At 64.3% G+C, this 20,731-nt stretch carries 16 protein-coding genes, 1 other RNA gene and 1 pseudogene; 10 read left to right on the forward strand and 8 right to left on the reverse strand.

The window, feature by feature from the left end; translation table 11 throughout:
• The first annotated feature begins 7 nt into the window (after positions 1–7).
• Positions 8–655: a prolyl hydroxylase family protein gene (locus F7P65_RS03155; RefSeq protein WP_150290305.1), complete on the forward strand. Its 648-nt coding sequence runs from the start codon at positions 8–10 to the stop codon at positions 653–655.
• Positions 656–664: 9 nt separating this feature from the next.
• Here F7P65_RS03155 and F7P65_RS03160 read toward each other — a convergent pair whose 3' ends face one another.
• The 5 genes from F7P65_RS03160 to ssrA form a co-directional block, all read right to left on the reverse strand.
• Entirely contained in the window at positions 665–2,116 is a 1,452-nt protein-coding gene (locus tag F7P65_RS03160; RefSeq protein WP_150290306.1) for a CYTH and CHAD domain-containing protein, read from the reverse strand.
• Positions 2,117–2,269: 153 nt separating this feature from the next.
• Entirely contained in the window at positions 2,270–4,954 is a 2,685-nt protein-coding gene (locus F7P65_RS03165) for a TonB-dependent receptor domain-containing protein (protein ID WP_150290307.1), read from the reverse strand.
• An 89-nt stretch (positions 4,955–5,043) separates the two neighbouring features.
• Positions 5,044–6,636, reverse strand: coding sequence for a hypothetical protein (locus F7P65_RS03170; protein ID WP_150290308.1), 1,593 nt, complete (start codon positions 6,634–6,636; stop codon positions 5,044–5,046).
• Between the two features lie 289 nt (positions 6,637–6,925).
• Positions 6,926–7,309 carry a tetratricopeptide repeat protein gene (locus F7P65_RS03175; RefSeq protein WP_150290309.1) on the reverse strand — a complete coding sequence of 128 codons (384 nt, stop codon included), beginning with the start codon at positions 7,307–7,309 and terminating at the stop codon, positions 6,926–6,928.
• A gap of 285 nt (positions 7,310–7,594) precedes the next feature.
• Positions 7,595–7,939, reverse strand: a transfer-messenger RNA (tmRNA) gene (gene ssrA, locus F7P65_RS03180).
• A 22-nt stretch (positions 7,940–7,961) separates the two neighbouring features.
• Here ssrA and F7P65_RS03185 point away from each other — a divergent pair.
• The gene (locus F7P65_RS03185) at positions 7,962–8,723 is read left to right on the forward strand and encodes an NRDE family protein (protein ID WP_150290310.1); all 762 of its coding nucleotides are present in this window, start codon (positions 7,962–7,964) and stop codon (positions 8,721–8,723) included.
• Positions 8,724–8,799: 76 nt separating this feature from the next.
• Positions 8,800–9,390 (forward strand): anthranilate synthase component II, encoded by a 591-nt coding sequence (locus tag F7P65_RS03190; RefSeq protein WP_150290311.1) that lies wholly within the window; start codon positions 8,800–8,802, stop codon positions 9,388–9,390.
• Here the strand turns inward: F7P65_RS03190 and F7P65_RS03195 are convergent.
• A complete protein-coding gene (locus F7P65_RS03195) occupies positions 9,387–11,141 on the reverse strand; it encodes a chloride channel protein (protein WP_150290312.1) in 1,755 nt (584 codons plus the stop codon). The two genes, F7P65_RS03190 and F7P65_RS03195, sit on opposite strands and share 4 nt — an antisense overlap.
• A 138-nt stretch (positions 11,142–11,279) precedes the next feature.
• Here F7P65_RS03195 and trpD point away from each other — a divergent pair, with 138 nt between their 5' ends.
• From trpD to F7P65_RS03215, 4 genes are read left to right on the forward strand one after another with little or no spacing between them, the layout of a single operon-like run.
• Positions 11,280–12,272 carry an anthranilate phosphoribosyltransferase gene (gene trpD / locus F7P65_RS03200; RefSeq protein WP_150290463.1) on the forward strand — a complete coding sequence of 331 codons (993 nt, stop codon included), beginning with the start codon at positions 11,280–11,282 and terminating at the stop codon, positions 12,270–12,272.
• A complete protein-coding gene (gene trpC, locus F7P65_RS03205) occupies positions 12,269–13,060 on the forward strand; it encodes an indole-3-glycerol phosphate synthase TrpC (RefSeq protein WP_150290313.1) in 792 nt (263 codons plus the stop codon). Before trpD ends, trpC begins: the two co-directional genes overlap by 4 nt.
• On the forward strand, positions 13,057–13,524 hold the full coding sequence (gene moaC, locus F7P65_RS03210) for a cyclic pyranopterin monophosphate synthase MoaC (RefSeq protein WP_150290314.1): 468 nt from the start codon (positions 13,057–13,059) through the stop codon (positions 13,522–13,524). Before trpC ends, moaC begins: the two co-directional genes overlap by 4 nt.
• Positions 13,521–14,702 carry a molybdopterin molybdotransferase MoeA gene (locus F7P65_RS03215; RefSeq protein ID WP_150290315.1) on the forward strand — a complete coding sequence of 394 codons (1,182 nt, stop codon included), beginning with the start codon at positions 13,521–13,523 and terminating at the stop codon, positions 14,700–14,702. Before moaC ends, F7P65_RS03215 begins: the two co-directional genes overlap by 4 nt.
• Positions 14,703–14,791: 89 nt before the next feature.
• On the opposite strand, the gene F7P65_RS21940 is transcribed toward F7P65_RS03215, so the two are convergent.
• Positions 14,792–14,950, reverse strand: a complete 159-nt coding sequence (locus tag F7P65_RS21940; protein ID WP_162854519.1) for a hypothetical protein — start codon at positions 14,948–14,950, stop codon at positions 14,792–14,794.
• A 155-nt stretch (positions 14,951–15,105) separates the two neighbouring features.
• Between F7P65_RS21940 and lexA the strand changes: the two genes are divergently transcribed.
• Positions 15,106–15,777, forward strand: coding sequence for a transcriptional repressor LexA (gene lexA, locus F7P65_RS03220; RefSeq protein ID WP_150290316.1), 672 nt, complete (start codon positions 15,106–15,108; stop codon positions 15,775–15,777).
• Positions 15,778–15,782: 5 nt separating this feature from the next.
• Here lexA and F7P65_RS03225 read toward each other — a convergent pair.
• Positions 15,783–17,912: pseudogene (locus F7P65_RS03225) on the reverse strand (ComEC/Rec2 family competence protein); the annotation flags it as partial.
• 48 nt (positions 17,913–17,960) lie between these two features.
• Here F7P65_RS03225 and gltX point away from each other — a divergent pair.
• Both gltX and F7P65_RS03235 read left to right on the forward strand, forming a co-directional pair.
• Positions 17,961–19,415 (forward strand): glutamate--tRNA ligase, encoded by a 1,455-nt coding sequence (gene gltX / locus F7P65_RS03230; RefSeq protein ID WP_150290318.1) that lies wholly within the window; start codon positions 17,961–17,963, stop codon positions 19,413–19,415.
• A gap of 18 nt (positions 19,416–19,433) precedes the next feature.
• Complete coding sequence (locus F7P65_RS03235; protein WP_150290319.1) at positions 19,434–20,720, forward strand: citrate synthase; 1,287 nt, start codon at positions 19,434–19,436, stop codon at positions 20,718–20,720.
• Positions 20,721–20,731: the final 11 nt, after the last annotated feature.

The raw sequence follows: 20,731 nt of genomic DNA on the forward strand, positions 1-20,731 counted from the left end.
ATGAGTGATGGCCGACGCCCTACCCCTTTCCGCGCCCGACGCCGATCCCGCCTGGATCGCGGGACATCCCCGCATCCAGCGTGTGCCCAGCCGTGAACTGACGCTGTTCATCCAGCGCGATTTTCTCTCCGCGCAGGAATGCGCCGGCCTGATCGAGCGGATCGACGCCCAACGTCGTCCGTCGACCATCGCCGACGCCAATGGCGACGGCTATTTCCGCACCAGCGAGACTTGCGATCTCGACGCGGCCGACCCGTTCATCGCAGCCATCGACGCAAAGCTTGCCGCCTTCGCGGGCATCGATCCCGCTTATGGCGAACCGATCCAGGGCCAGCGCTATGCCACCGGACAGGAATTCAAGGCACATACCGACTATTTCGAACCGCAGGGGCCGGATTTCGATCGCTTTTGCGCCCTCGCGGGCAATCGTACATGGACCTTGATGGTCTATCTCAATGAACCGACCGCCGGTGGCGCAACCCGCTTCGTCAAGATCGGCAAGACGGTCCAGCCCGAAGCCGGCAAACTGCTCGCCTGGAACAACCGCCTCGCGCCGGGCCGCTATAACGCCGCCAGCATCCATCATGGCATGAAGGTCCGCGGCGGGGTCAAGCATGTCATCACCAAATGGTATCGCGAACGCCCCTGGGCCTGACCGCTTATCTCAGCGCCAGAACCGTGGCGCATCGATCAGCGCGTCATGGGCACAGCTCGCGGCGACAAGCAGCTTCCGCTTCTTCTTCGGACGAACCCGCATCGCCTCTTCTGTGCCCAGCCCATAATCGGCCAACAGGCCCGGCGCAGCAACCAGATCGTTCAACTCACCAAGGGCGGTCTGCACGTCTTCCAGCGCGGCGATGAACTTCGCCTGCCGACGCTTTTGCTCCTTGCTATCGAACAGGCCCGCAAAAAATTCGGAGGCATAGCGCAGCTTCTTCGCATCCTTGCGGACCTCATGCCGCGCCTCGTCGCTCAGGCCGGACAGGCCCTCGCCGTCCTTCGCGATCCGCTTGCGCAAGCGCTGCAAACGCCGCGCGGCAAAATCCACCGCTGGCCCGTCCCGCCGATCCCGCGCCTCGCCTTCGACCCGCCCCGCACCCAGCGTCAGCCATTCCACCAGGTCCATCAGCAGCATCCGCACCCGCGCCGATCGCAGCCATTGCCCGACCCGGTCATGCGCCTCAGTCCGTACCGTCTCCAGCCGGTTGCGCAGATCCTCCGCCTCGACCCGCCCGACCAGTACGTCCAGATTGCGCGCCTCCCCCAGCAAAGCGGCCAGCCATTTCAGCTCGCCCTGGAAACGCTCGACATCCGCCCGGACCAGGATCGGCCTGAACAGCGAAAAAGCCGACCGCAACCGCCGGATCGCCACCCGCGCCTGATGCAGAGCCTTGTCATCATAATGGTTCAGCAGCAGCCCTTCGTTGAGCCGATAATGACGCATGCAGGTCCCGGCTATCCGCAGGAACGCCTCACCCGCCGTCATCGAGCGGACAAGAGGGACCGGTTCCGCCTTGGCCGCGATCTTGACGGCATCGCGCAACCGATAGCCCCGCTCGCTTTTGGTCATTACGCCCGGCCGCACAGGCACTTCCGCATCGATCCGCCGCGCCAGGGTGAAGAGCGCCGCCGGTTCGCCGCTCTTCAACTCCAGTTCGATTTCGCAAATCGCCGACTGCCGCCCATCCGCGCTGACGGTTCCCTGATCCAACACCAATTCGATTTCGGCCTTGTCCTCCACCGTCTTCCATGTCCGCCGTTCGACATCGACATGGAAGACAGGTTCAATGGCACGCGCGTCCTCGCCCAGCAGCGTGGCGACGGGCGTGCGCGCGTCCAGCATCGGCGTCTCGTCCGCGACCGGCATTTCCCACTCGGCCCGCGCGAACAGTCCGGCCTCGCCTTCATTATCGGCCTTGACGGTCTGGACCAGCCTGTCGCCGGAGCGACGAATACGCAGGCTAACCCCTCGCTGCGCCAATGCCTGGTCCGGCGTGTCGAAATATATCGCCTGCAAGGCCGCCACGTCGCTCTTCGCCGGAAGGAAGGCCAACTGTTCGAACGCAGCTACCGCACCGGACGCCAATTCCAGCTTCAGTTCGATTTCCCGTCCCACGCGTCACCTCCGCGTACCCCTGACCAGGGTCGATGGAGCGCCGCCTGTATCATGAACCCGCCTGCCGCGCGAATCGATCCGGAATCGGAACGGCCGACCCGCCGGAGACGGATCGGCCGCTCGATGAACCCGACGCATATCGTCAGATGAGCTTTAGAAAGCCACGGTCAGCGATGCGGCGATGGTCGTTCCGATCTTATACTTGTTGTAGAACACCTTGTTGCCGTCCAGTTCCTGGAACTCCTGGAATTTCCGGCCGGTGATGTTGCGGGCTTCGAACTTCACCTCGCTGTTGATGCCGCCGGGCAGCTTCACCCCCTGTCGCGCGACGAAGTCCAGCGTCAAGCCCGGCTTTTCCTTGATATCGGGCTGAAGGTTCGGACCACGGCTGGTCACGCGCGGGCTGGCATAGGTCAGCAGCAACGTCTGCTGCGACAGCTTGTCGGTATCCTCGAGGCCAAGCTGGAAATTTACCAGATGGTCCGACTGGCCGGTCAGCGGCGAACCGTCCCGGAAATAGTCCGATGCGGCCGGCAGTTCGCCGGTGGTGTAGCTATAGGGGACGGTGGTGTCGTTCGCGCCGACCTTCAGCTTCGATTTGGTGTAGGTATAGTTGCCGATCAGCACGATCCGGCGGCTCTGGAAAAAGGCGCCGTCCGACCAGCCGTCCAGCGGCAGATATTTCTGCGCTTCGATTTCCGCGCCATACAGCGTCGCCTCCGGCGCATTGGCGAAGCTGGTGGTCACGTCATATTTGTCGTTGATGGTGGTGTAGGTTTCGATCGGATTGTCGATCTTCTTCCAGAAGCCCGCCAACGTCAGCCGCTCGTCACGGCCCATATACCATTCGGCGCGCGCTTCCGCATTCCACAACCGGCTGTCCTGAAGGAACGGGTTGCCGCGATAGAAGCGGTTGGAATCGGTGTCGATATAGGGCTGCGCGATCAACTCGCGGAACTGCGGGCGAGCGATGGTCTTCGACCCGCTGAGGCGGAACTGAAGGCCCTTTGACGCTTCGAACGTGATCGTCGCAGCAGGCAGCCAATAGCTTTTGTCGATCCGGTTCACCGGCGTCACGCCCGTGTTGTAGACGTCGACACCCGTGACCGACTGCTGGCCCTTTTCATAACGCACGCCCGCATCGACGGTCAGGCCCGGCACCAGTTCGGCCTTCGCCTGGCCATAACCGGCATGGACGCGCAGCGCGGCGTCATAGACGGGGTAATTGCCGGAGAAGTCGAGCAGAGTCATGTCGTATAGCTGGATCGACGCATCCGACAGCAGATAATCGGGGCGCAGCTGCTGCACCGAGATCGGCAGGTTGGTGGCATCGAAATGCAGTTCGTAACGCGACGAAGTACGTTTGGTATCGCTGAAGGCGTAACCCGTCGTCAGCGTCACATCCGACGAGAATTTATAGCTGAGGTCAGCGCCCGCCGACCACAGATCCTCATTGAGGTCGCTGAAGGTGATCGACGCATCGCCGCGCTGACGGTTAAGCGCATTGACGAAACGATCGCCGACCGGATCGACGCTGAGGTCGCGATTGGTCCGCACATATTCGAACTCGCGCTCATAAGGCGCCTCGCGCTGCGAATTGGCATAGCCGCCGCGCAGGTCGAGGCTGAGTGCATCACCCAGCTTGAATTCGCCGACCAGTTGCGTGTCGATCAGTTGCCGCTCATACCAGGCGGTGTTCTGCTTCATATAATCGGCACCGGCGATCGCGCCGTCATTGCGGCCGAGCGACAGGGCGCCGCGCTTGAGCGTGTCGCGGATGTACACATTGGTCCACCGGATCTTCTGATCGCCCAGTTCCAGCCCGACGCCAAACAGCGCGTTGACGGTCACTTCATTGTCGGTGTTGACCTGCTGGGCGCTCTTGCCGGGAGCCTGACTCAAGTCGATCGACGCCTGCTGCAAGGTGTCGCGGGTGCGCCACTTGTTGCTGTAGGAGGCGGTCAGGATCATGCCCAGGCGGCCATCGCTGCCCACATCCATCGACGTGCCTGCATTCAGCGACCCGGAAAAGTTGAACGGCAGGCTGTTGGTCCGTTGCAGAACCGACGTCTTGGCGTTCAGGAACTGCATCGAAATCGCCTGCAGGTCCGTGCGCGGCATATTGGCGAAGGGCGTGCCGCTCTTGAACGCCTGCGCCAGCAGCGGCGGCACGTCGCGCGAACTGTCATCGAAGCCGGTCCAGTCAGACTTGGCGCCATAATAGGTGTAGCCGAGCTGGCCCGAGGTTTCGGTATTGGCCGAGCTGCCGACGCTCAGTTCCAGATAGCTCTCAACCGGGATCGCCTTGGTGGTGAGGTTGATCACACCGCCGCCGAATTCGCCGGGGAAATTCGCCGAATAGCTTTTCTGCACCAGGGTCGAGGCAATGACGCTGGTCGGGAAGATGTCGAGCGGCACCACGCGCTTCAGCGGCTCAGGGCTGGGCAGCGGCGAACCGTTGAGCAGCGCCAGCGAATAGCGATCGCCAAGGCCGCGAACATAGACATATCCGCCGGACACGACCGAAAGGCCGGTCACGCGCTGAAGCGAACCGGCGATGTCGCCTTCGCCCGTACGCTTGATGTCAGCGGCGGACAGAAGGTTCACCACCTGCGGCGCGGCCTGCGAGATGTTGCTGGTGCGGCGGCCGGTCACGATGATGTCGGAACCGGGGATGGAAACATCGACCCGTCCGGCCTGGGCGTCGGCTTCCTCAGCCTGCGTCGGCGTACCCGACGTCACTGGCGGCGTGGGCGCGTTATTCTGGGCCATGGCCGCAGGGGCGACCACAGCGGTGGAAATCAGGAGCAGGCGGGCCATGTTCAGCGGCTGTGACATGCAAATGTCCCCCAAGGAAATGTAAGTGCAAAGAAGGCGGGGAAGCGTCGGATGCACGCTTCCCCGCCCCTGTTGAGGTCAGGAACCGATCAGGCGGTCGGGATCGCCGTGCAGTTCTTGCTCGTGCTGCCGAAGCTCGCCGTGACCGAGTTGCAGGTCCAGCCGGCATACCAGCTGTCGTTGCTGTCCTTCACCGCGCCGATGTAGTTGGTGGTGGTGAAGTTGCTGTCGATGGTCTTCGGGTCGATCGCGGTGCGGGCGGTTTCGGTCGCTCCGTTGATGAACAGGCTGGTCAGCGACGGCGTGTAGGTGAAGCTGCTGTTCGGGTCGGTGGTGAAGATCGACTGGACCAGCGCATCGGTCACGCCCGTGCCGGTGCCCTTGAACGGGGTGGCATTGCACTGCATCACGACCGACAGGTAGCGCGGCTTGCCGGCGTCCTGCAGCGTGGTGTCGGCATCACGAACCGCAGCGGCGCCGTTGATGCGCAGGCAGCTCTGGTCGGGACTGACGATGATGCCGTTGACCAGCGCCAGATCGGCGCCGCCGCGCAGCAGCATCGATGCGCCATCGTCACCGGTGTTCGATCGCTGGATATGGGTGAAGTTCGCAACCTTCAGATACTGACGCGGCAGCGCGTCTTCGCTGGCATTGCTGTTGGTGGTCGAACCGTTCGAATCGGTTTCGAGGAAGGTGTCGCCGATATTGTTGTTGGCGCGCTGGACCGAGATGATGAACTGGGCCGTGCCGCGGAAGCCGACGTCCGTATCCAGATTGTCGTCTTCGTTGCCGGTCAGCACCAGATATTTCATGTGGGTCGAACCACCGAAGACCTCGATGCCATCGTCCGAGCTGTTGTGGATCTGGATATGGTCGATCTGCGTGCCGGTGCCGACGCCCGAGGGGGTCAGGCCCTGCAGTTCCTTGCCGTTTGCCAGCACGAAGCCGGAATAGCGGATCTGGACATAGCTCATGCGGCCCGAGCTGTCGGCATCGTCCGCGCCGCCGTAGATGGCGCCGGTGGTACCTTCGGTGTCACGCGTACAGGCCGTGGTGCCCGGCGCGGCGGCCGGAGCGTCGCAGTCGGTGATCTTCGCGCGGCCCAGCAGCACGATGCCGCCCCACTGACCGGAAGACTGGTCGTTGGCAGCGCCCGTGACGTTTTCGCGGCTGGTGAAAACGATCGGGCTGGTGGCGGTCCCGACCGCGTTGATCCTGTTGCCGCGATTGACCGCCAGATAGGCGTTGCCGGTGCTGGCGAAGACCACCACGCCCGGATCGATCGACAGGGTAACGGTGCTGCCGGTGCCCGCCGCGCCCTGATCGGTGCCAACGTCGACGCGGCCGGGCAGCGAGTAGATGACGCCGGTGGTCTTGGCGATCGCCGTGGTGCTGGTGAAGCGCGCGGGGAAGCCACAGTTGCGCCAGGTGTTGGAACCATCGGTGATGGTGCCGAGATCCTGAAGCTGGTCGGAGCCTGCGATCGAGGGGCAGGCCGAAGCCGGCGTCACCGCCGTGGGTGTCGGAGTCGGGGTTGGCGTGGGGGTCGGAGTGGGCGTGGGCGTCGGCAGAACGATGGTGCCTTCGCCGGGCGACGCGATATCGTCCGCGCCGCAAGCGCTCAGCGCCGCACAGGCGCAGCCCGCCATCAGGATGGTTTGAAAACGGTTAATCTTGGCCATGTCGTCTCCGCTCCGGCGCTTGCCGGCTTGTGATGTGATGCGGAGCGCAAGGGGGAACGCGAATCGGACAACGCCCCCTGTCGCCCTCGTTGGGGGCAGCTAGGCGGCGCAAATGACATCCTCATTTTGATTCTATGACGGATTGGCGACTGATGAATGACAGTTTTAAGACTATTCTTGCATTTTGATGACAGGCCAGCCCTAAAATCGGCCTTTTATAAAGCAGCAGGGGCGCCGCCCTACGCAGGCGACGCCCCCTCTCCCTGCACCCAGGGGTTCGCCACGCGCTTTAACGCATGGCGTATTGCGCTTCCAGACGGCCCATCGCCCGCCGCGCGATATCCCGCGAAGAGGATTCGTTGCCGTCCGCCGTCACCAGCATGGAATCCGGCGCAAAACGCGCCGCCTTATAGGCAGCGTGCGCAGCCTTCATCTTCCCCATGCCGGCATAGGCATTGCCGAGATTGATCAGCCGGGCCGGATCGTTCGCGGCGTCGGGACGCACCGCTTCCAAACGCTGCGCTGCATGGGCATAGTCACCCGACGCCAGCGCACCGGCGGCCAGACGACCGTCGGGCACGCCCACCACGACCACCTCATCAGGCGCCGCGAAAGCCACAGTCGGCGCCAGCGAAGCGAGCACCAGGCCGAGAGTCGCAGCCACCATCCTCATCCGATTTCTCCCGAAAAACTTTCCAATATAGCGGGAATTATTTCACTTTGATGACCTCGCAGCAAGGTCTCGGGAAAGCCCAAAATAGGTTTTTTATGTATTGATAATCAGTATCTTATGCGTTTTACGCAATAGTGTCACAAAACTGTAATTGAATGAAGCATCACCTTCGGACGCGATTCGAATCGCGGAACCCCATGGCCGGACCTCTGGACCGCCACGCCGCTAAAATATCGATGACAGGAAGTCCGGAGGGTTCTGTTGCCCGGCCCCTCCGGCGGCCGCTGAATTCCCTTCTGTTGCCCGGTGGGTTCAACCGCGTTCTTTTTGAGTAATGTCCGGCCGTGAGGCCATCAATTACGCAGCAAGAGCAAGAGCCTCGTTATCGTTGGCACTTGTGAGTTTTGAACCTTTTTACGGCGTACTCAGGCCGGGTAAAGGCACCGCTTTTCAACACACGTCGATCCTAGTTCGGCCCCGTCAATCACCCCGTCATGACGGGATAAATGGTGGAGCCGCCGGGTACCGCCCCCGGGTCCGCTGCGCCTATTGCACGATACGATTTATCACCATAGCCGGGCGAACCCGGCACCGACCTATATGGAGAGGGCCGAAGCGTTTATCAAGCCGCCTGAAGGAGGGCATTGCAAGCATGTGCATCATGGCCATGGCCTGGGAAGCGCATCCGCGCTGGAAGCTGATCCTGATCGGCAATCGCGACGAACTCCACGCCCGCCCCGCCGCGCCACTGGCGCGCTGGCAGGACGAACCTTCGCTCCTCGCCGGGCGCGACCTGCAATCAGGGGGCACCTGGATCGGCGTGTCGGAGGGGGGCCGTGCTGCGATCGTCACCAATCTGCGCGGCTATGGCGCGCCCTCGCCCGACCGGGCCTCGCGCGGGGCCCTGGTGACGGACTTGCTGACCGGCAAAGGCGCTTATGCCGATCCGGAGACGGCACGGCTGGAGGATTTCAACCCCTTCAACCTGATCTGGATCGATGGCCTGCACGCGCATTTCCTGACCAACCGGCCCGCCCCCGTCCGCACGCAATTGACGCCGGGCCTCTATGGCCTTTCCAACGGCGCGCTCGACGCGCCCTGGCCCAAGACGCTGGCGCTCAAGACGGCCTTGCTGGACTGGCTGGTGGCGGGCGCGCAGCAGCCGCTTGCCCTGTTCGATGCCCTGCGCGCCGAAAGCCTGCCGGAAGGCGGCATCACCCCGGACGCCCCCTCCGATGCCCCCGACGAAGCGGCGATCTCTCCGATCTTCATTCGCAATCCGGTTTACGGGACGCGATGCAGCACCATCATCGCCATAGACGCGCAGGGCCACGGCACGATCACGGAACGCCGCTTCGATCCAGACGGAGAACGGGCGGGCGAAGACAGCATCGGCTTCCGCTGGCCGGCGTGAAGATCGTGGAGGACCGTCAGCCGCCGCCCCCATCTCCCCTTTCCCCCGCCCGCATCCCGCGCTAAAGCCTCCCGCCATGATCCTTGTCATCGACAATTACGACAGCTTCACCTGGAATCTGGTCCATTATCTCATGGAACTGGGCGCTCAGGTGGAGGTGGTGCGCAACGACGCCATTTCCGCGGGCCAGGCCCTGTCCAGCGGCGCCAGCGCCTTCCTGCTGTCTCCCGGCCCCTGCACCCCCAATGAGGCGGGCGTCAGCCTGGATCTGGTCGCCGCCTGTGCCGATGCGAAAGCGCCGTTGCTGGGCGTCTGCCTGGGCCATCAGTCGATCGGCCAGCATTTCGGGGGCAAGGTGGTGCGCGGCGGCCTGATGCACGGCAAGACATCCCCGGTCAGCCATGACGGCAGCGGCCTGTTCGAAGGTTTGCCTTCGCCCTTCATCGCGACGCGCTATCACTCCCTGATCGTCGAGGATATTCCAGAGACCCTTATCGTCAACGCCACCAGCGAGGACGGATCGGTCATGGGCTTCCGCCATCGCGACCTGCCGATCCACTCGGTCCAGTTCCATCCGGAAAGCATCGCCACCGAACATGGCCATGACATGCTGGCGAATTTCCTCAGGATCGCCGGCATCCCGGTCAAGGAACGCGAACCGGCTTAACTTTCGCCGAACAGTTCGCGCTGGGAGGTTTCGACTTCCTCGAAATACCGCCGCCGCGCATGTTTCTCGGTCAGCACCCCCAGCACCAGCCCGCTGACATCCACCACCGCCAGTTCATCCGCGCTCGCCCGGTCGAACAAGGGCAGGATCGCGCGGATGTCCGCCCCCGGGTCCAGCACCGTGTCGCGCAGCACCGCCAGCGGCGCTATCGGCGCGTCGCCCTCCAGTTCCGGCGCATAGGCGGCCGCTGTCGGCACGATCCCGCCATAGCGCCCTGCGGCGTCGATCATCACCGCCTTGCTCGCGGACCCCAGCGGCACGCGCGTGCGAAACTCCGCCACGGTATAATCATCCCGCACCGACACCCAGTCGCGCCGCATCATCCGCGCGGCCGTCAGGTTCATCACCCAGCCGATGTCGCGCGGGCTGCGGATGCTCGATCCCCGCATATGCAGCCGCCAGGTTGAGAAGGAGTAGCCGAACATCTCCCGCGTTACCGCGCTCGACAGCAGCGACGCGGTCAGCACCACGCCCATCAGCGCGAAGTCGTGCGTCGTTTCCAGCATCAACAGCGCCAGCGTCATCGGCCCGCCGACAATCGACACGCTCAGCGCCGCCATGCCGACCAGCGCCGCATCATTGGGATCGACCCATATGCCGATCTGCGCCGCATTGATCGCGCCTGCAAAAATCTGCCCGGCCAGCGACCCGAGGAAGAGCGAAGCGAAGAACAGTCCACCCCTGAATCCGAAGCTCAGCGAAATCACCGAAGCGGCGATCTTCAGGGCCAACACCAGCGCCAGCGCCGTAAAGGCCGGTTGCAGGACGAGGTTGAGGTGCAGAGCACCATGCCCCGCCGACAGGGTCTGCGGCGAGGCCAGAGCCAAGGGCATCAGCAACAGCCCGCCGATCAGCGGCTTCCAGCGTCCCAACCGCGCCCAACCCTGCACCCGAATTTCGGCGAATGTCACCAGGCGCATGATCACTATGCCCAGAAACGCGCACAGCAAGCCGAGCAGCGCAAAGAGCAGATAGTCGCCCGTCGTCACCACCCGGTCCGCCGTGGTGGCGATCAGCCACGGCTCCACGCCCAGCGCCCGCGTCACGAACACTCCTGCCAGCGCCGCAGCGACCACCGGCGCAATGGCCGAGGGCGTGTAATGGCCGATCACGATCTCGAAAGCATAGAAGGCGCCGGTCAGCGGCGCCCCGAAGGCTGCGCCCACCGCTGCGCCCGCACCCGCGCCGACCAGCGTCCGCAAATCGTTGCGCCGCAGCTTCAGCCACTGCCCCAGCAGCGAAGCGAAACCGCCCCCCATCTGCGCATAGGCCGCCTCCAGCCCGACCGAAGCGCCCATGCCGTTGGAAATGACGGTCTGCGCCGCGATGACGAGATTGTCGCTCGCCGGAATTCGACCGCCATGCAGCGCATTGGCCTCCACCACGTCGATCGGCGCGCGCTTGCGTCCCTTCAGCAACAACGCGAACAGCATCAGCATGACCCCGCCCGCCGGCAGCGCCAACAATCGCCAGGGATGATGGATGGCGCTGAGCGCGCTCAGCCGGTTGGCCGTGACGCCGTAGAAGAATTGCTGCAATCCATGCGCCAGCCATTGCTGCACATTGGTCATCAACCCGGCGGCGACGCCGGCCAGCACCGCCAACAGGATGAACGCCGCTTCGCTTTCCCGCAAACGGCGGCGCTGCCGGATGGCGAACGACCAGAATAGCGATTTCCACCCACGACGCATCCCAACCCGACAACGCTCGTTTGCCGCCGCCGTCAAGGGGGTGTGTTCAAGAGTTTCCGAGAAACCGAGCAAGCTTAATTCGACTTTCCCGCATCCCGATCTCGACTCATCGCCCCCGGCATGATTAAGGCAGGCGCGATGACCCGCCTGCCCGACCCCGCCACGCCGCTGAGCGCGCCAGCAGCCGCAGAGGCCTTCGACCTGCTGTTCGATGCCGATCTTCCCGAAACGGCGATCGCGGCCTTCCTCGTCACCATGGCCCGCCGCGGCGAAACAGCCACGGAAATCGCCGCCGCCGCCCGCGCCATGCGCGCCCGCATGATCCCGGTCAGTGCGCCTGCGGGCGCCATCGACGTCTGCGGCACGGGCGGCGACGGCCATCACACGCTCAATGTCTCGACCGCCGTGTCGCTCGTCGTCGCCGCCGCCGGCGTTCCTGTCGCCAAGCATGGCAACCGCGCCGCCTCCTCCAAGGCGGGTGCCGCCGATACGCTGGAAGCGCTCGGCCTCGACCTCGACCGCGCGGCGCGGACCGCCGAAGCGACGCTGGCCGATCTCGGCATCTGCTTCCTCTTCGCGCAAAACTACCATCCGGCGCTGAAACGTCTCGGTCCCGTTCGCAAGGCGATCGGTGAGCGGACCATCTTCAACCTGATGGGGCCACTTGCCAATCCGGCCCGCGTTCGCCGCCAGCTGGTCGGCATTGCGCGCCCCGCCTATGTCCCCATCTATGCCGAAGCGCTGGCGGAACTGGGCGTCGACCACGCCATGATCATCTCCGGCGACGAAGGCCTCGATGAACTCTCGCTCGCCGGCGGCAACGACCTGGCGGAGGTGAAGGGCAACAGCCTGGTCGCCATGCGCCGCCTGACCGCCGCCGAAATCGGCCTCTCCACCCACCCGGTCGAAGCGATCCGGGGCGGGGACCCGGCCCATAATGCCGCTGCCCTCCGTGCGCTGCTGCAAGGCGAAGCGGGGCCGTATCGGGACGCGGTGCTGCTGAACGCGGCTGCCGCTCTTGTTGTTGCGGATGCTGTGTCCGATTTCCGCGAAGGCGTTGAAGAAGCTGCCGAAACCATCGATCGCGGCCTTGCCAACGCGCTCCTCAATTGCTGGATTGCCTATTCATGACGAACAAGCTGATCGAAATCTGCGATGTGAAGAAAGAGGAAGTCGCCCGCCGCAAGGCCGCGATCACCGTCTCCACGCTCCACGCTCGCGCCGCCGAGCAGACGCCCCCGCGCGGCTTCCGCAAGGCGCTGGACGACGCCGCCCGCTCCGGCTTCGGCCTGATCGCGGAAATCAAGAAAGCCAGCCCCTCCAAGGGCCTGATCCGCCCCGATTTCGACCCGCCCGCCCATGCCCAGGCCTATTCGGCGGGCGGCGCGGCCTGTCTTTCGGTGCTGACCGATGTGCCCTATTTCCAGGGCCATGACGATTATCTGATGGCCGCGCGTTCGGCCTGCGCCCTGCCGGTGCTGCGCAAGGATTTCATGGTCGATCCCTGGCAGGTGCTGGAAAGCCGCTCGCTTGGCGCGGACGCCATCCTCATCATTGCTGCCGCGCTGGACGACGTTCAAATGGCGGAGATCGAGGATGCGGCCCTCGGCCTTGGCATGGACGCGCTGATCGAAGTGCATGATGCGCAGGAACTGGAGCGCGCGATGAAGCTGCGCTCGCGGCTGATCGGCGTCAATAATCGCGACCTGCGCGATTTCACCGTCGACTTCGCGCGTACCTATGAACTGGTGGGGCAGGCGCTCGAAGGCTGCACCTTCGTCGCGGAAAGCGGCATCGGCAGCCATGCGGATTTGCTCGCCATGTCGGAACATGGGGTTCGCTGCTTCCTGGTGGGCGAAACGCTGATGCGGCAGGCCGATGTCGAGGCCGCGACCCACAATCTGCTGACAGGCGAATGAACGGGCTCACCCATCTGGACGAGGCTGGCGCAGCGCGCATGGTCGATGTCTCGGCCAAGGCGGTGACGGCCCGCGAAGCGGTCGCCACCGGCCACATCGCCATGAGCGGGGACGCCGCCGCCGCCATCGCTCAGGGGCTGGTGAAGAAAGGCGACGTCCTAGCCGTCGCCCGCGTCGCCGGGATCATGGCCGCCAAGCGCACGGCTGACCTCATTCCGCTCTGCCACCCGATCGCGCTCAGCAGCGTGACGGTAGATTTCGATCTCGACGCGACGAGCGTCACCGTCACCGCCACGGCGAAAACCGCAGGCCAGACCGGCGTGGAGATGGAAGCGCTCACCGCCGCGACGGTCGCGCTGCTCACCGTCTATGACATGGCCAAGGCGTTGGACAAGGCGATGGTCATCGGCGAGGTCCGTCTGCTCGCCAAGCGCGGCGGCAAATCCGGCGACTGGACGGCATGAGCCTGCTCCCGGTCGCGGAGGCGCAACGCCGCCTGATGGCGCTGGGCACGTTGCTCCCGACCGAGGATATCCCGATCCCCGCTTGTGCCGGGCGCTGGCTTGCCCGCGACATTCCAGCGCTGCGCGATCAGCCATGGGCCGATCTTTCCGCCATGGACGGCTATGCCGTCCGCGCCGTCGAATGGCCCGGGCCCTGGCATGTGACGGGCGAAAGCGCGGCAGGCGGCCCCCTGCCGTACCCCCTGCCCCCCGGCCAGGCCTGCCGCATCTTCACTGGAGCGCCGCTGCCGCAGGGCGCGGACAGCATTTTGATCCAGGAGGATGCGGCGCGGGATGGCGATATCCTTCGCGCCGTGGATGGGCCGCTGACCCAGGGCCACAATGTGCGCCCAGCCGCGTCCGATTTCCGGGAAGGGAGCCTTCTTCTGCCGACGGGCGCCGCGCTGGGACCCGCCCGGATCGCCCTGGCCGTGCTGGGCGGTCATGGCACCCTGCCGGTTGCCCGACCGGCCCGCATTGCGCTGCTTTCGACCGGCAACGAATTGGTGGCCTCCGGCGCAATGACCCAACCCGGCCAGCTCCCCGCCTCCAACGCGCCGATGCTGGCCGCGCTGCTCGGCAGCCTGCCTTGCGAGATCATCGACCTCGGCATTGTGCGGGACGATCTGGACGATATGGTCGACGCCTTCGGCCGCGCCGCGCAAGCCGACATCATCGTCTCGACCGGCGGCGCGTCGGTCGGAGACCACGATATTGTTCGCCCGGCTTTCGCCCGTGCGGGCGGCTCACTCGATTTCTGGAAGATCGCGATGCGGCCCGGCAAACCGCTGATGGCAGGCACATTGGGTTCCACCGTCTTCCTTGGCCTGCCCGGCAATCCGGTGTCGGCCTTCGTCACGGCGACGCTGTTCCTGCTGCCGCTAGTGCGTCACATCATGGGCTCGACGTCTCCCCTGCCCCGCACGGTGCCCGCGACGCTTGCCTCGCCCCTTCCCGCGACCGGAGCGCGCGACGATTATCTTCGCGCCTATCGCAGCGAGGCGGGCATCGTCTCCGTCACGTCGCAGGACAGCGCGGCGACCGCCGCCATGGCAATGGCCGACTGCCTGATCCTGCGCCCCGCCGGATCTCCCCCCGCCACTGCCGGCGATGCCGTCACGGTCCTGCCGCTTTCGTAAGGAAAGGGGCCGCGAAGCGACCCCTTCCAGTGCAGTCCTGATGCAAATTCGCCGACATTCAGACGATAGGCTGAATGACAGCCAACCCTTCAGCGCTGTTGCTTGTCAGGTGCCTTGTCCCGACGGCGTTCATCGCCCATCTGACCCTGCTTATTCTCCTGCTGCTGCTGCCGGCCGCCTTGGCCCGAGCGGTCGCTGCCCTGCTGATCGCGGCGTTGGTTCTTGTCCTGACTGTTCTGGTTGGCCATCTGACTCTCCTATTCACCTCCTTGGGGAAGGCGGAGGTTAAAACGGCCTGTCCGCGCCCGCGTTCCCGTAAATGCGGCCAATGGTTGGCGGCGCTTGACTTGCCCCTTTTCGTTTCCTATGCGTTCTTCATCCGTTCCAAAGAGGGCAAGCAGGCATGTTGACACCCAAGCAACAGGAATTGCTGAGCTTCATTCAGATCCGTTTGGAGGAAGGGGGCGTTTCCCCTTCCTTTGAGGAAATGAAGGAAGCCCTGGATCTCAGGTCCAAATCCGGCATTCATCGCCTGATCAATGCACTGGAAGAGCGCGGCTTCATTCGCCGTCTGCCCAACCGTGCGCGCGCGTTGGAGGTGCTGAAGCTTCCCGACGCCATGCATCGTCCACAAAAGCTGGTCGTTCCGCCCAAGCCGCAACTGGTCGCCAGCCCCCCCATCGCCGCCAATGACGTGCTGGAAATTCCCCTGCACGGACGGATCGCGGCGGGCGTGCCGATCGAAGCGCTGGAGGGACAGAATATGCTCTCCGTGCCCGCTGCCCTGCTGGGCGCCGGCGATCATTATGCGCTGGAGGTTGCGGGCGATTCCATGATGGAGGCAGGTATTCTCGACGGCGACTTCGCGCTGATCCAGCGTACCGATGTCGCGCGCGAAGGACAGATCGTCGTCGCCCTGATCGACGAGAGCGAGGCGACGCTCAAATATTTTCGGCGCGAAGGTCCGAACGTCCGGCTCGATCCCGCCAACAGCGCCTATGAACCGCAAATCTACGATCCGCAGCAGGTCCGCATCCAGGGCAAGCTCGCCGGATTGCTGCGCCGCTATAATTGAACCGCCTTGGGTCGGCGCGGTCTCGTTGCAGGCCGCGCGATCCAGGGATGCTGATCGCCCGCCTGCCTGACCGTGCGCACGGTCAGGCGGTCGAGGTCGATGGCGAGGCCGCCGGTCCGCGCCAGCAGGCTGCGATCCGCCTTCAACCAACGCGGACGACAGGCCCATGGCAAACGCCGGTCGCTGATCACGATATCCGCTCGGGCGCAGTCTCGCGCCAGCACATCGCCGCCGATCACGGCACTGCTCCGCGTCACCAGCACGGTCCAGTTCCGTCCCCCGCCTGCAAGCCGAACCGCGCATAGATCAACCGAACAGCGCGCTTCGGGCATCGCTGCCATCGTTTCCAGCACGCCGTCATAGCCCGCGGTTTCAGCAAGTGCATCGCGGACATAACTGCCCGCCCTCTCCCGTAAAATAGCCAGGCCTCCATGGGCGGTGCGAACCGCGACATGACGGCCATCTCCGGTCACCAGCAGAGCCGGCGGCGCGCTTTTCAGGATCATCGCCACACCCGTCGCCACCGGAATCAATCCTATCCAGCGCCAGCGGCTCCGCCACAGCAGGCACCAGAGCAGGCCGGTCAGGAGCAACGCGAAAATCCCCACGGACTGCGCGGCAGAACGCATGACCGCCCAAGGACTGGACGCCACCCCATGTGCGACCAGCAGCAACAGGTCGAGCGCCCGCGCAGTCAGCCACCAGAAGGGCGCGCCCCACCCAACGAGATCGAACGACAGGGCCAGCGCCTCAAAGGGCATGACAACGAACGTGGTCAGCGGAATCGCCACCAGATTGGCGATCGATCCCAGCATCCCCGCCTTGTGGAAATGGAATATCGCAATCGGCGCGAGCACCAGTTCCACCACCAGCCCCGTTGCCAGCAGAGCCCCAAGATGGCGTCCCATCCGCCGCCAGCCCGCTTCCTCCCGCACCGCAATGAACGCCCGGAAACGCGGATGCTCGCCCAGCGCGACCAGCGCGGTCACGGCAGCGAAGCTCATCTGGAAACTCGGGCCGACCAATGCCTCCGGCCAGAGCAGCAACACCACCAACGCCCCCGCCGCGACCAGCCGCAACGTGATCGCATCCCGCCCCAGCGCCAGCCCGCCCAGTACCAGCAAGGCAGCCACGCAGGACCGCACTGTCGGGACCTCCGCCCCCGTCAACAGCGTATAACCGATACCCGCCAGCGCTCCGCCGCCAGCCGCGATCAACATCAACGGCCAATCCAGCGCCGCCCGCTGGCTCAGCGCCATCGCGCGCATCAACAGGAACACCACCGCCGCGATCAGCGCCGTCACATGCAACCCGCTGATCGACAGCAGATGCGCCAGGCCGCTGCGGCGCATCGCCTCCGCATCCCGCTCGGCAATGGCGCCCTGATCGCCCGTCGCCAGAGCGGCGGCAATGCCGCCACCCGGCCCCGGCATCTTTTCCAATATATGCGCGAACAGCCGTCCCCTCAGCGGGGACGCCCCGCGCGACGAGCGCAACACCGCGATCGGCCGCAAGGCGCGTCCGGTCGCGCCGATGCCATCGAAATAAGCCCGCCGCGCAAAATCATATCCGCCCGGCAGGCTCGGCGGGGCGGGAGGCATCAACCGCGTGCGGAAACGGATGATCGCACCTTTCCCAACCCCGGCCGGCAGCAAGGTCTCATCGAAATTGATCCTGATCCGTGACGGGAGGCCCGATCCGTCGAGCGGTCGCACGAGAACGCGACTCATCTTCTGCGCGGGTACCGGATTAACCCCCTGCACCTCTCCTGTCAGCGTGACGAAAACCGGCTGGGCGAGCGGCGGCGTCCCCAAAAGCATCGCCTTGCCCCAGATCAGGACGCACCCGAAGCAGGCGAGAAGACCGCCCATGACAAGCCCCTGTCGCAACCGTCCGCCGGCGGGCAGAAGCACCGCCCCGCACGCGACAGCCAAAGAAACGCAGGAAAAAACCAGCCATTCCAAACGATTATTCAAGAAGAACCAAGCCGCGATTCCCGCCCCCAAGGCCACCGGCACCCAGAGCGGAAGCTGCTCGCGCTCCTGCTCCAGCCAATCTTCCACGCGCTCCAAAAGCGCCTGCGCCCTTTGCCGGACAGAAGCGACAACGGACGTTTGTCGTGGCTCGAAAGCCATGCTAGGGGGCGTCGCGATCATGGATAGGCAAGGTGGATATCAGGCCGAATGTCAGGGAATGAAGCGGTAAGTGCCATGGGTTCGAATAAGCAGGTAGTAACCCGTTTTGCGCCGTCGCCTACCGGTTTTCTTCACATCGGCGGAGCGCGCACCGCGCTCTTCAACTGGCTGTTCGCGCGTCATCATGGCGGCAAGTTCCTGCTGCGGATCGAGGATACCGACCGCGCCCGCTCGACTGAGGAGGCGGTGGCCGCGATCTTCGATGGCCTGGAATGGCTGGGCCTCGCCGGCGACGAGCCTGCCGTGTTCCAGTTCGAGCGCACCCCTCGTCATGCCGAGGTTGCCAATCAGCTGCTGGAAGGCGGCCATGCCTATCGTTGCTACGCCACCCCCGAAGAGCTGGCGGAACTGCGCGAACAGCAGCGCGCGGCCAAGCAGCCGATGCGGTATGACGGACGCTGGCGCGACCGCTCGCCTGAGGAAGCGCCCGCAGGCGCCCCCTATGTCATCCGCCTGAAGGCTCCGCGCGAAGGCGAAACCGTGATCGAGGACGCTGTGCAGGGGCGCGTCGTCGTCCAGAATGCGGAGTTGGACGACATGATCCTGCTGCGTTCCGACGGCACGCCCACCTATATGCTGGCCGTGGTGGTCGACGATCATGACATGGGCGTCACCCATGTCATTCGCGGCGACGATCACCTCAACAACGCTTTCCGCCAGCTTGGCATCATCAAGGCGATGGGATGGGAAGAGCCGATCTACGCCCATATCCCGCTGATCCATGGTTCCGATGGCGCCAAGCTGTCCAAGCGGCACGGCGCGTTGGGTGTCGACGCCTATCGCGACGATATGGGCATGCTGCCCGAAGCGGTGCTCAATTATCTGCTGCGACTCGGTTGGGGCTATGGCGACGAGGAGATCATTTCCCGCGACCGCGCCATCGAGTTGTTCGACATAGCAGGCGTCGGCCGTTCCCCCTCGCGCTTCGACATCAAGAAGCTGGAAAATCTGAATGGCCATTATATGCGCGAGGCGGACGATGCGCGCCTGGCCGCGCTCGTGGCGCCGCGCGTGGCTGCTCGCCTTGGCCGCAACCTAGCGGAAAGCGGCGAAAAATTGCTGACGCAGGCCATGCCCTCGCTGAAGCCGCGCGCCAAGACGCTTAATGAAATTGCGGAAGGCGCCGAATTTTTGTTCAAAAATTGCCCTCTCGATTTTGACGAGAAGGCGCTTTCTCTGCTAGACGACTCCGCGCGTGCGCTGCTGGGACAGACAGCCGACGCTCTTGCCCCCGTTCAGTCCTGGACGGTCGAAGCGATCGAAGATGCAATACGCTGCGTGGCGGAGGATGCCGGCCTTGGGCTGGGAAAGGTCGCGCAACCTCTGCGCGCGGCGCTGACCGGACGTACGGTTTCGCCGGGAATTTTCGACGTCCTTTTCCTTTTGGGAAAGACGGAGAGCTTGGAACGATTGGCCGCTGTGAGGCACGCATCGGCCAATTGAAGTATCAGGAGAACACCCATGTCGGATAATAATGCCACTTTGACTGTCGCGGGCGACACGAAAGACTATGCCATTCTGAATGGCACGGTCGGCCCGCAGGTCATCGATGTTCGCAAGCTCTACGCCAACACCGGCATGTTTACCTACGATCCCGGCTTCACTTCGACCGCGAGCTGCGATTCCGGCCTGACCTATATCGACGGCGACGCAGGCGTGCTGCTGCACCGCGGCTATCCGATCGACCAGCTGGCCGAGCAGTCGAGCTTCATGGAAGTATCCTATCTGCTCTTGAACGGCGAACTGCCGTCGAAGGCCGAACTGGAGGACTTCACCCGCACCATCACGCGCCACACCATGGTGCATGAACAGCTCACCGCCTTCTATCGCGGTTTCCGCCGCGACGCCCATCCCATGGCAGTGATGTGCGGCGTGGTCGGCGCCCTGTCGGCCTTTTATCACGACTCGACCGACATCAACGATCCCGAACAGCGCCGGATCGCCAGCCACCGCCTGATCGCCAAGATGCCGACGATCGCGGCCATGGCCTATAAGTATACGGTGGGTCAGCCCTTCGTCTATCCGCGCAACGACCTGAGCTACACCGCCAACTTCCTGAACATGACCTTCTCGGTCCCGGCGGAAGAGTATGTGATCGATCCGGTCATCGTCGACGCGATGGACAAGATCTTCACGCTCCATGCCGACCATGAGCAGAACGCCTCGACCTCGACCGTGCGTCTGGCCGGCTCCTCGGGCGCCAACCCCTTCGCCTGCATCGCGGCCGGCATCGCCTGCCTCTGGGGTCCGGCGCATGGCGGCGCGAACGAAGCGGCGCTCAACATGCTCCGCGAAATCGGCACCGTCGACCGTATCCCGGAATATATCGCCCGCGCCAAGAACAAGGACGATCCGTTCCGCCTGATGGGCTTCGGTCACCGCGTCTACAAGAATTACGATCCGCGCGCGACCGTCATGCAGAAGACCGCGAAAGACGTTCTGGCCAAGCTGGGCGTCAACGACCCGATCTTCGACGTGGCGAAGGAACTGGAGCAGATCGCGCTCCACGATCCTTACTTCATCGAGAAGAAGCTCTACCCGAATGTCGACTTCTATTCGGGCGTCATTCTTTCGGCGATCGGCTTCCCGACCGAGATGTTCACGGTGCTCTTCGCCCTGGCCCGTACCGTCGGCTGGGTCGCGCAGTGGAACGAAATGATCTCTGACCCAGCGCAGAAGATCGGCCGTCCGCGCCAGCTCTATACCGGTCCCGCCAAGCGCGACTATGTTCCGGTCGACAAGCGCTAAGCGGCGCTGAC

Source organism: Sphingobium estronivorans (genome assembly GCF_008692605.1).
Classification (GTDB): Bacteria; Pseudomonadota; Alphaproteobacteria; order Sphingomonadales; family Sphingomonadaceae; genus Sphingobium; species Sphingobium estronivorans.

Excerpts from the sequence above, each read along its gene's own strand:
- F7P65_RS03155 (WP_150290305.1), top strand. The coding sequence starts at position 8 with ATGGCCGACGCCCTACCCCTTTCCGCGCCCGACGCCGATCCCGCCTGG.
- F7P65_RS03165 (WP_150290307.1), bottom strand. The coding sequence starts at position 4,954 with ATGTCACAGCCGCTGAACATGGCCCGCCTGCTCCTGATTTCCACCGCT.
- F7P65_RS03170 (WP_150290308.1), bottom strand. The coding sequence starts at position 6,636 with ATGGCCAAGATTAACCGTTTTCAAACCATCCTGATGGCGGGCTGCGCC.
- F7P65_RS03175 (WP_150290309.1), bottom strand. The coding sequence starts at position 7,309 with ATGAGGATGGTGGCTGCGACTCTCGGCCTGGTGCTCGCTTCGCTGGCG.
- F7P65_RS03185 (WP_150290310.1), top strand. The coding sequence starts at position 7,962 with ATGTGCATCATGGCCATGGCCTGGGAAGCGCATCCGCGCTGGAAGCTG.
- F7P65_RS03190 (WP_150290311.1), top strand. The coding sequence starts at position 8,800 with ATGATCCTTGTCATCGACAATTACGACAGCTTCACCTGGAATCTGGTC.
- F7P65_RS03195 (WP_150290312.1), bottom strand. The coding sequence starts at position 11,141 with ATGCGTCGTGGGTGGAAATCGCTATTCTGGTCGTTCGCCATCCGGCAG.
- trpD (WP_150290463.1), top strand. The coding sequence starts at position 11,280 with ATGACCCGCCTGCCCGACCCCGCCACGCCGCTGAGCGCGCCAGCAGCC.
- trpC (WP_150290313.1), top strand. The coding sequence starts at position 12,269 with ATGACGAACAAGCTGATCGAAATCTGCGATGTGAAGAAAGAGGAAGTC.
- moaC (WP_150290314.1), top strand. The coding sequence starts at position 13,057 with ATGAACGGGCTCACCCATCTGGACGAGGCTGGCGCAGCGCGCATGGTC.
- F7P65_RS03215 (WP_150290315.1), top strand. The coding sequence starts at position 13,521 with ATGAGCCTGCTCCCGGTCGCGGAGGCGCAACGCCGCCTGATGGCGCTG.
- F7P65_RS21940 (WP_162854519.1), bottom strand. The coding sequence starts at position 14,950 with ATGGCCAACCAGAACAGTCAGGACAAGAACCAACGCCGCGATCAGCAG.
- lexA (WP_150290316.1), top strand. The coding sequence starts at position 15,106 with ATGTTGACACCCAAGCAACAGGAATTGCTGAGCTTCATTCAGATCCGT.
- gltX (WP_150290318.1), top strand. The coding sequence starts at position 17,961 with ATGTCAGGGAATGAAGCGGTAAGTGCCATGGGTTCGAATAAGCAGGTA.
- F7P65_RS03235 (WP_150290319.1), top strand. The coding sequence starts at position 19,434 with ATGTCGGATAATAATGCCACTTTGACTGTCGCGGGCGACACGAAAGAC.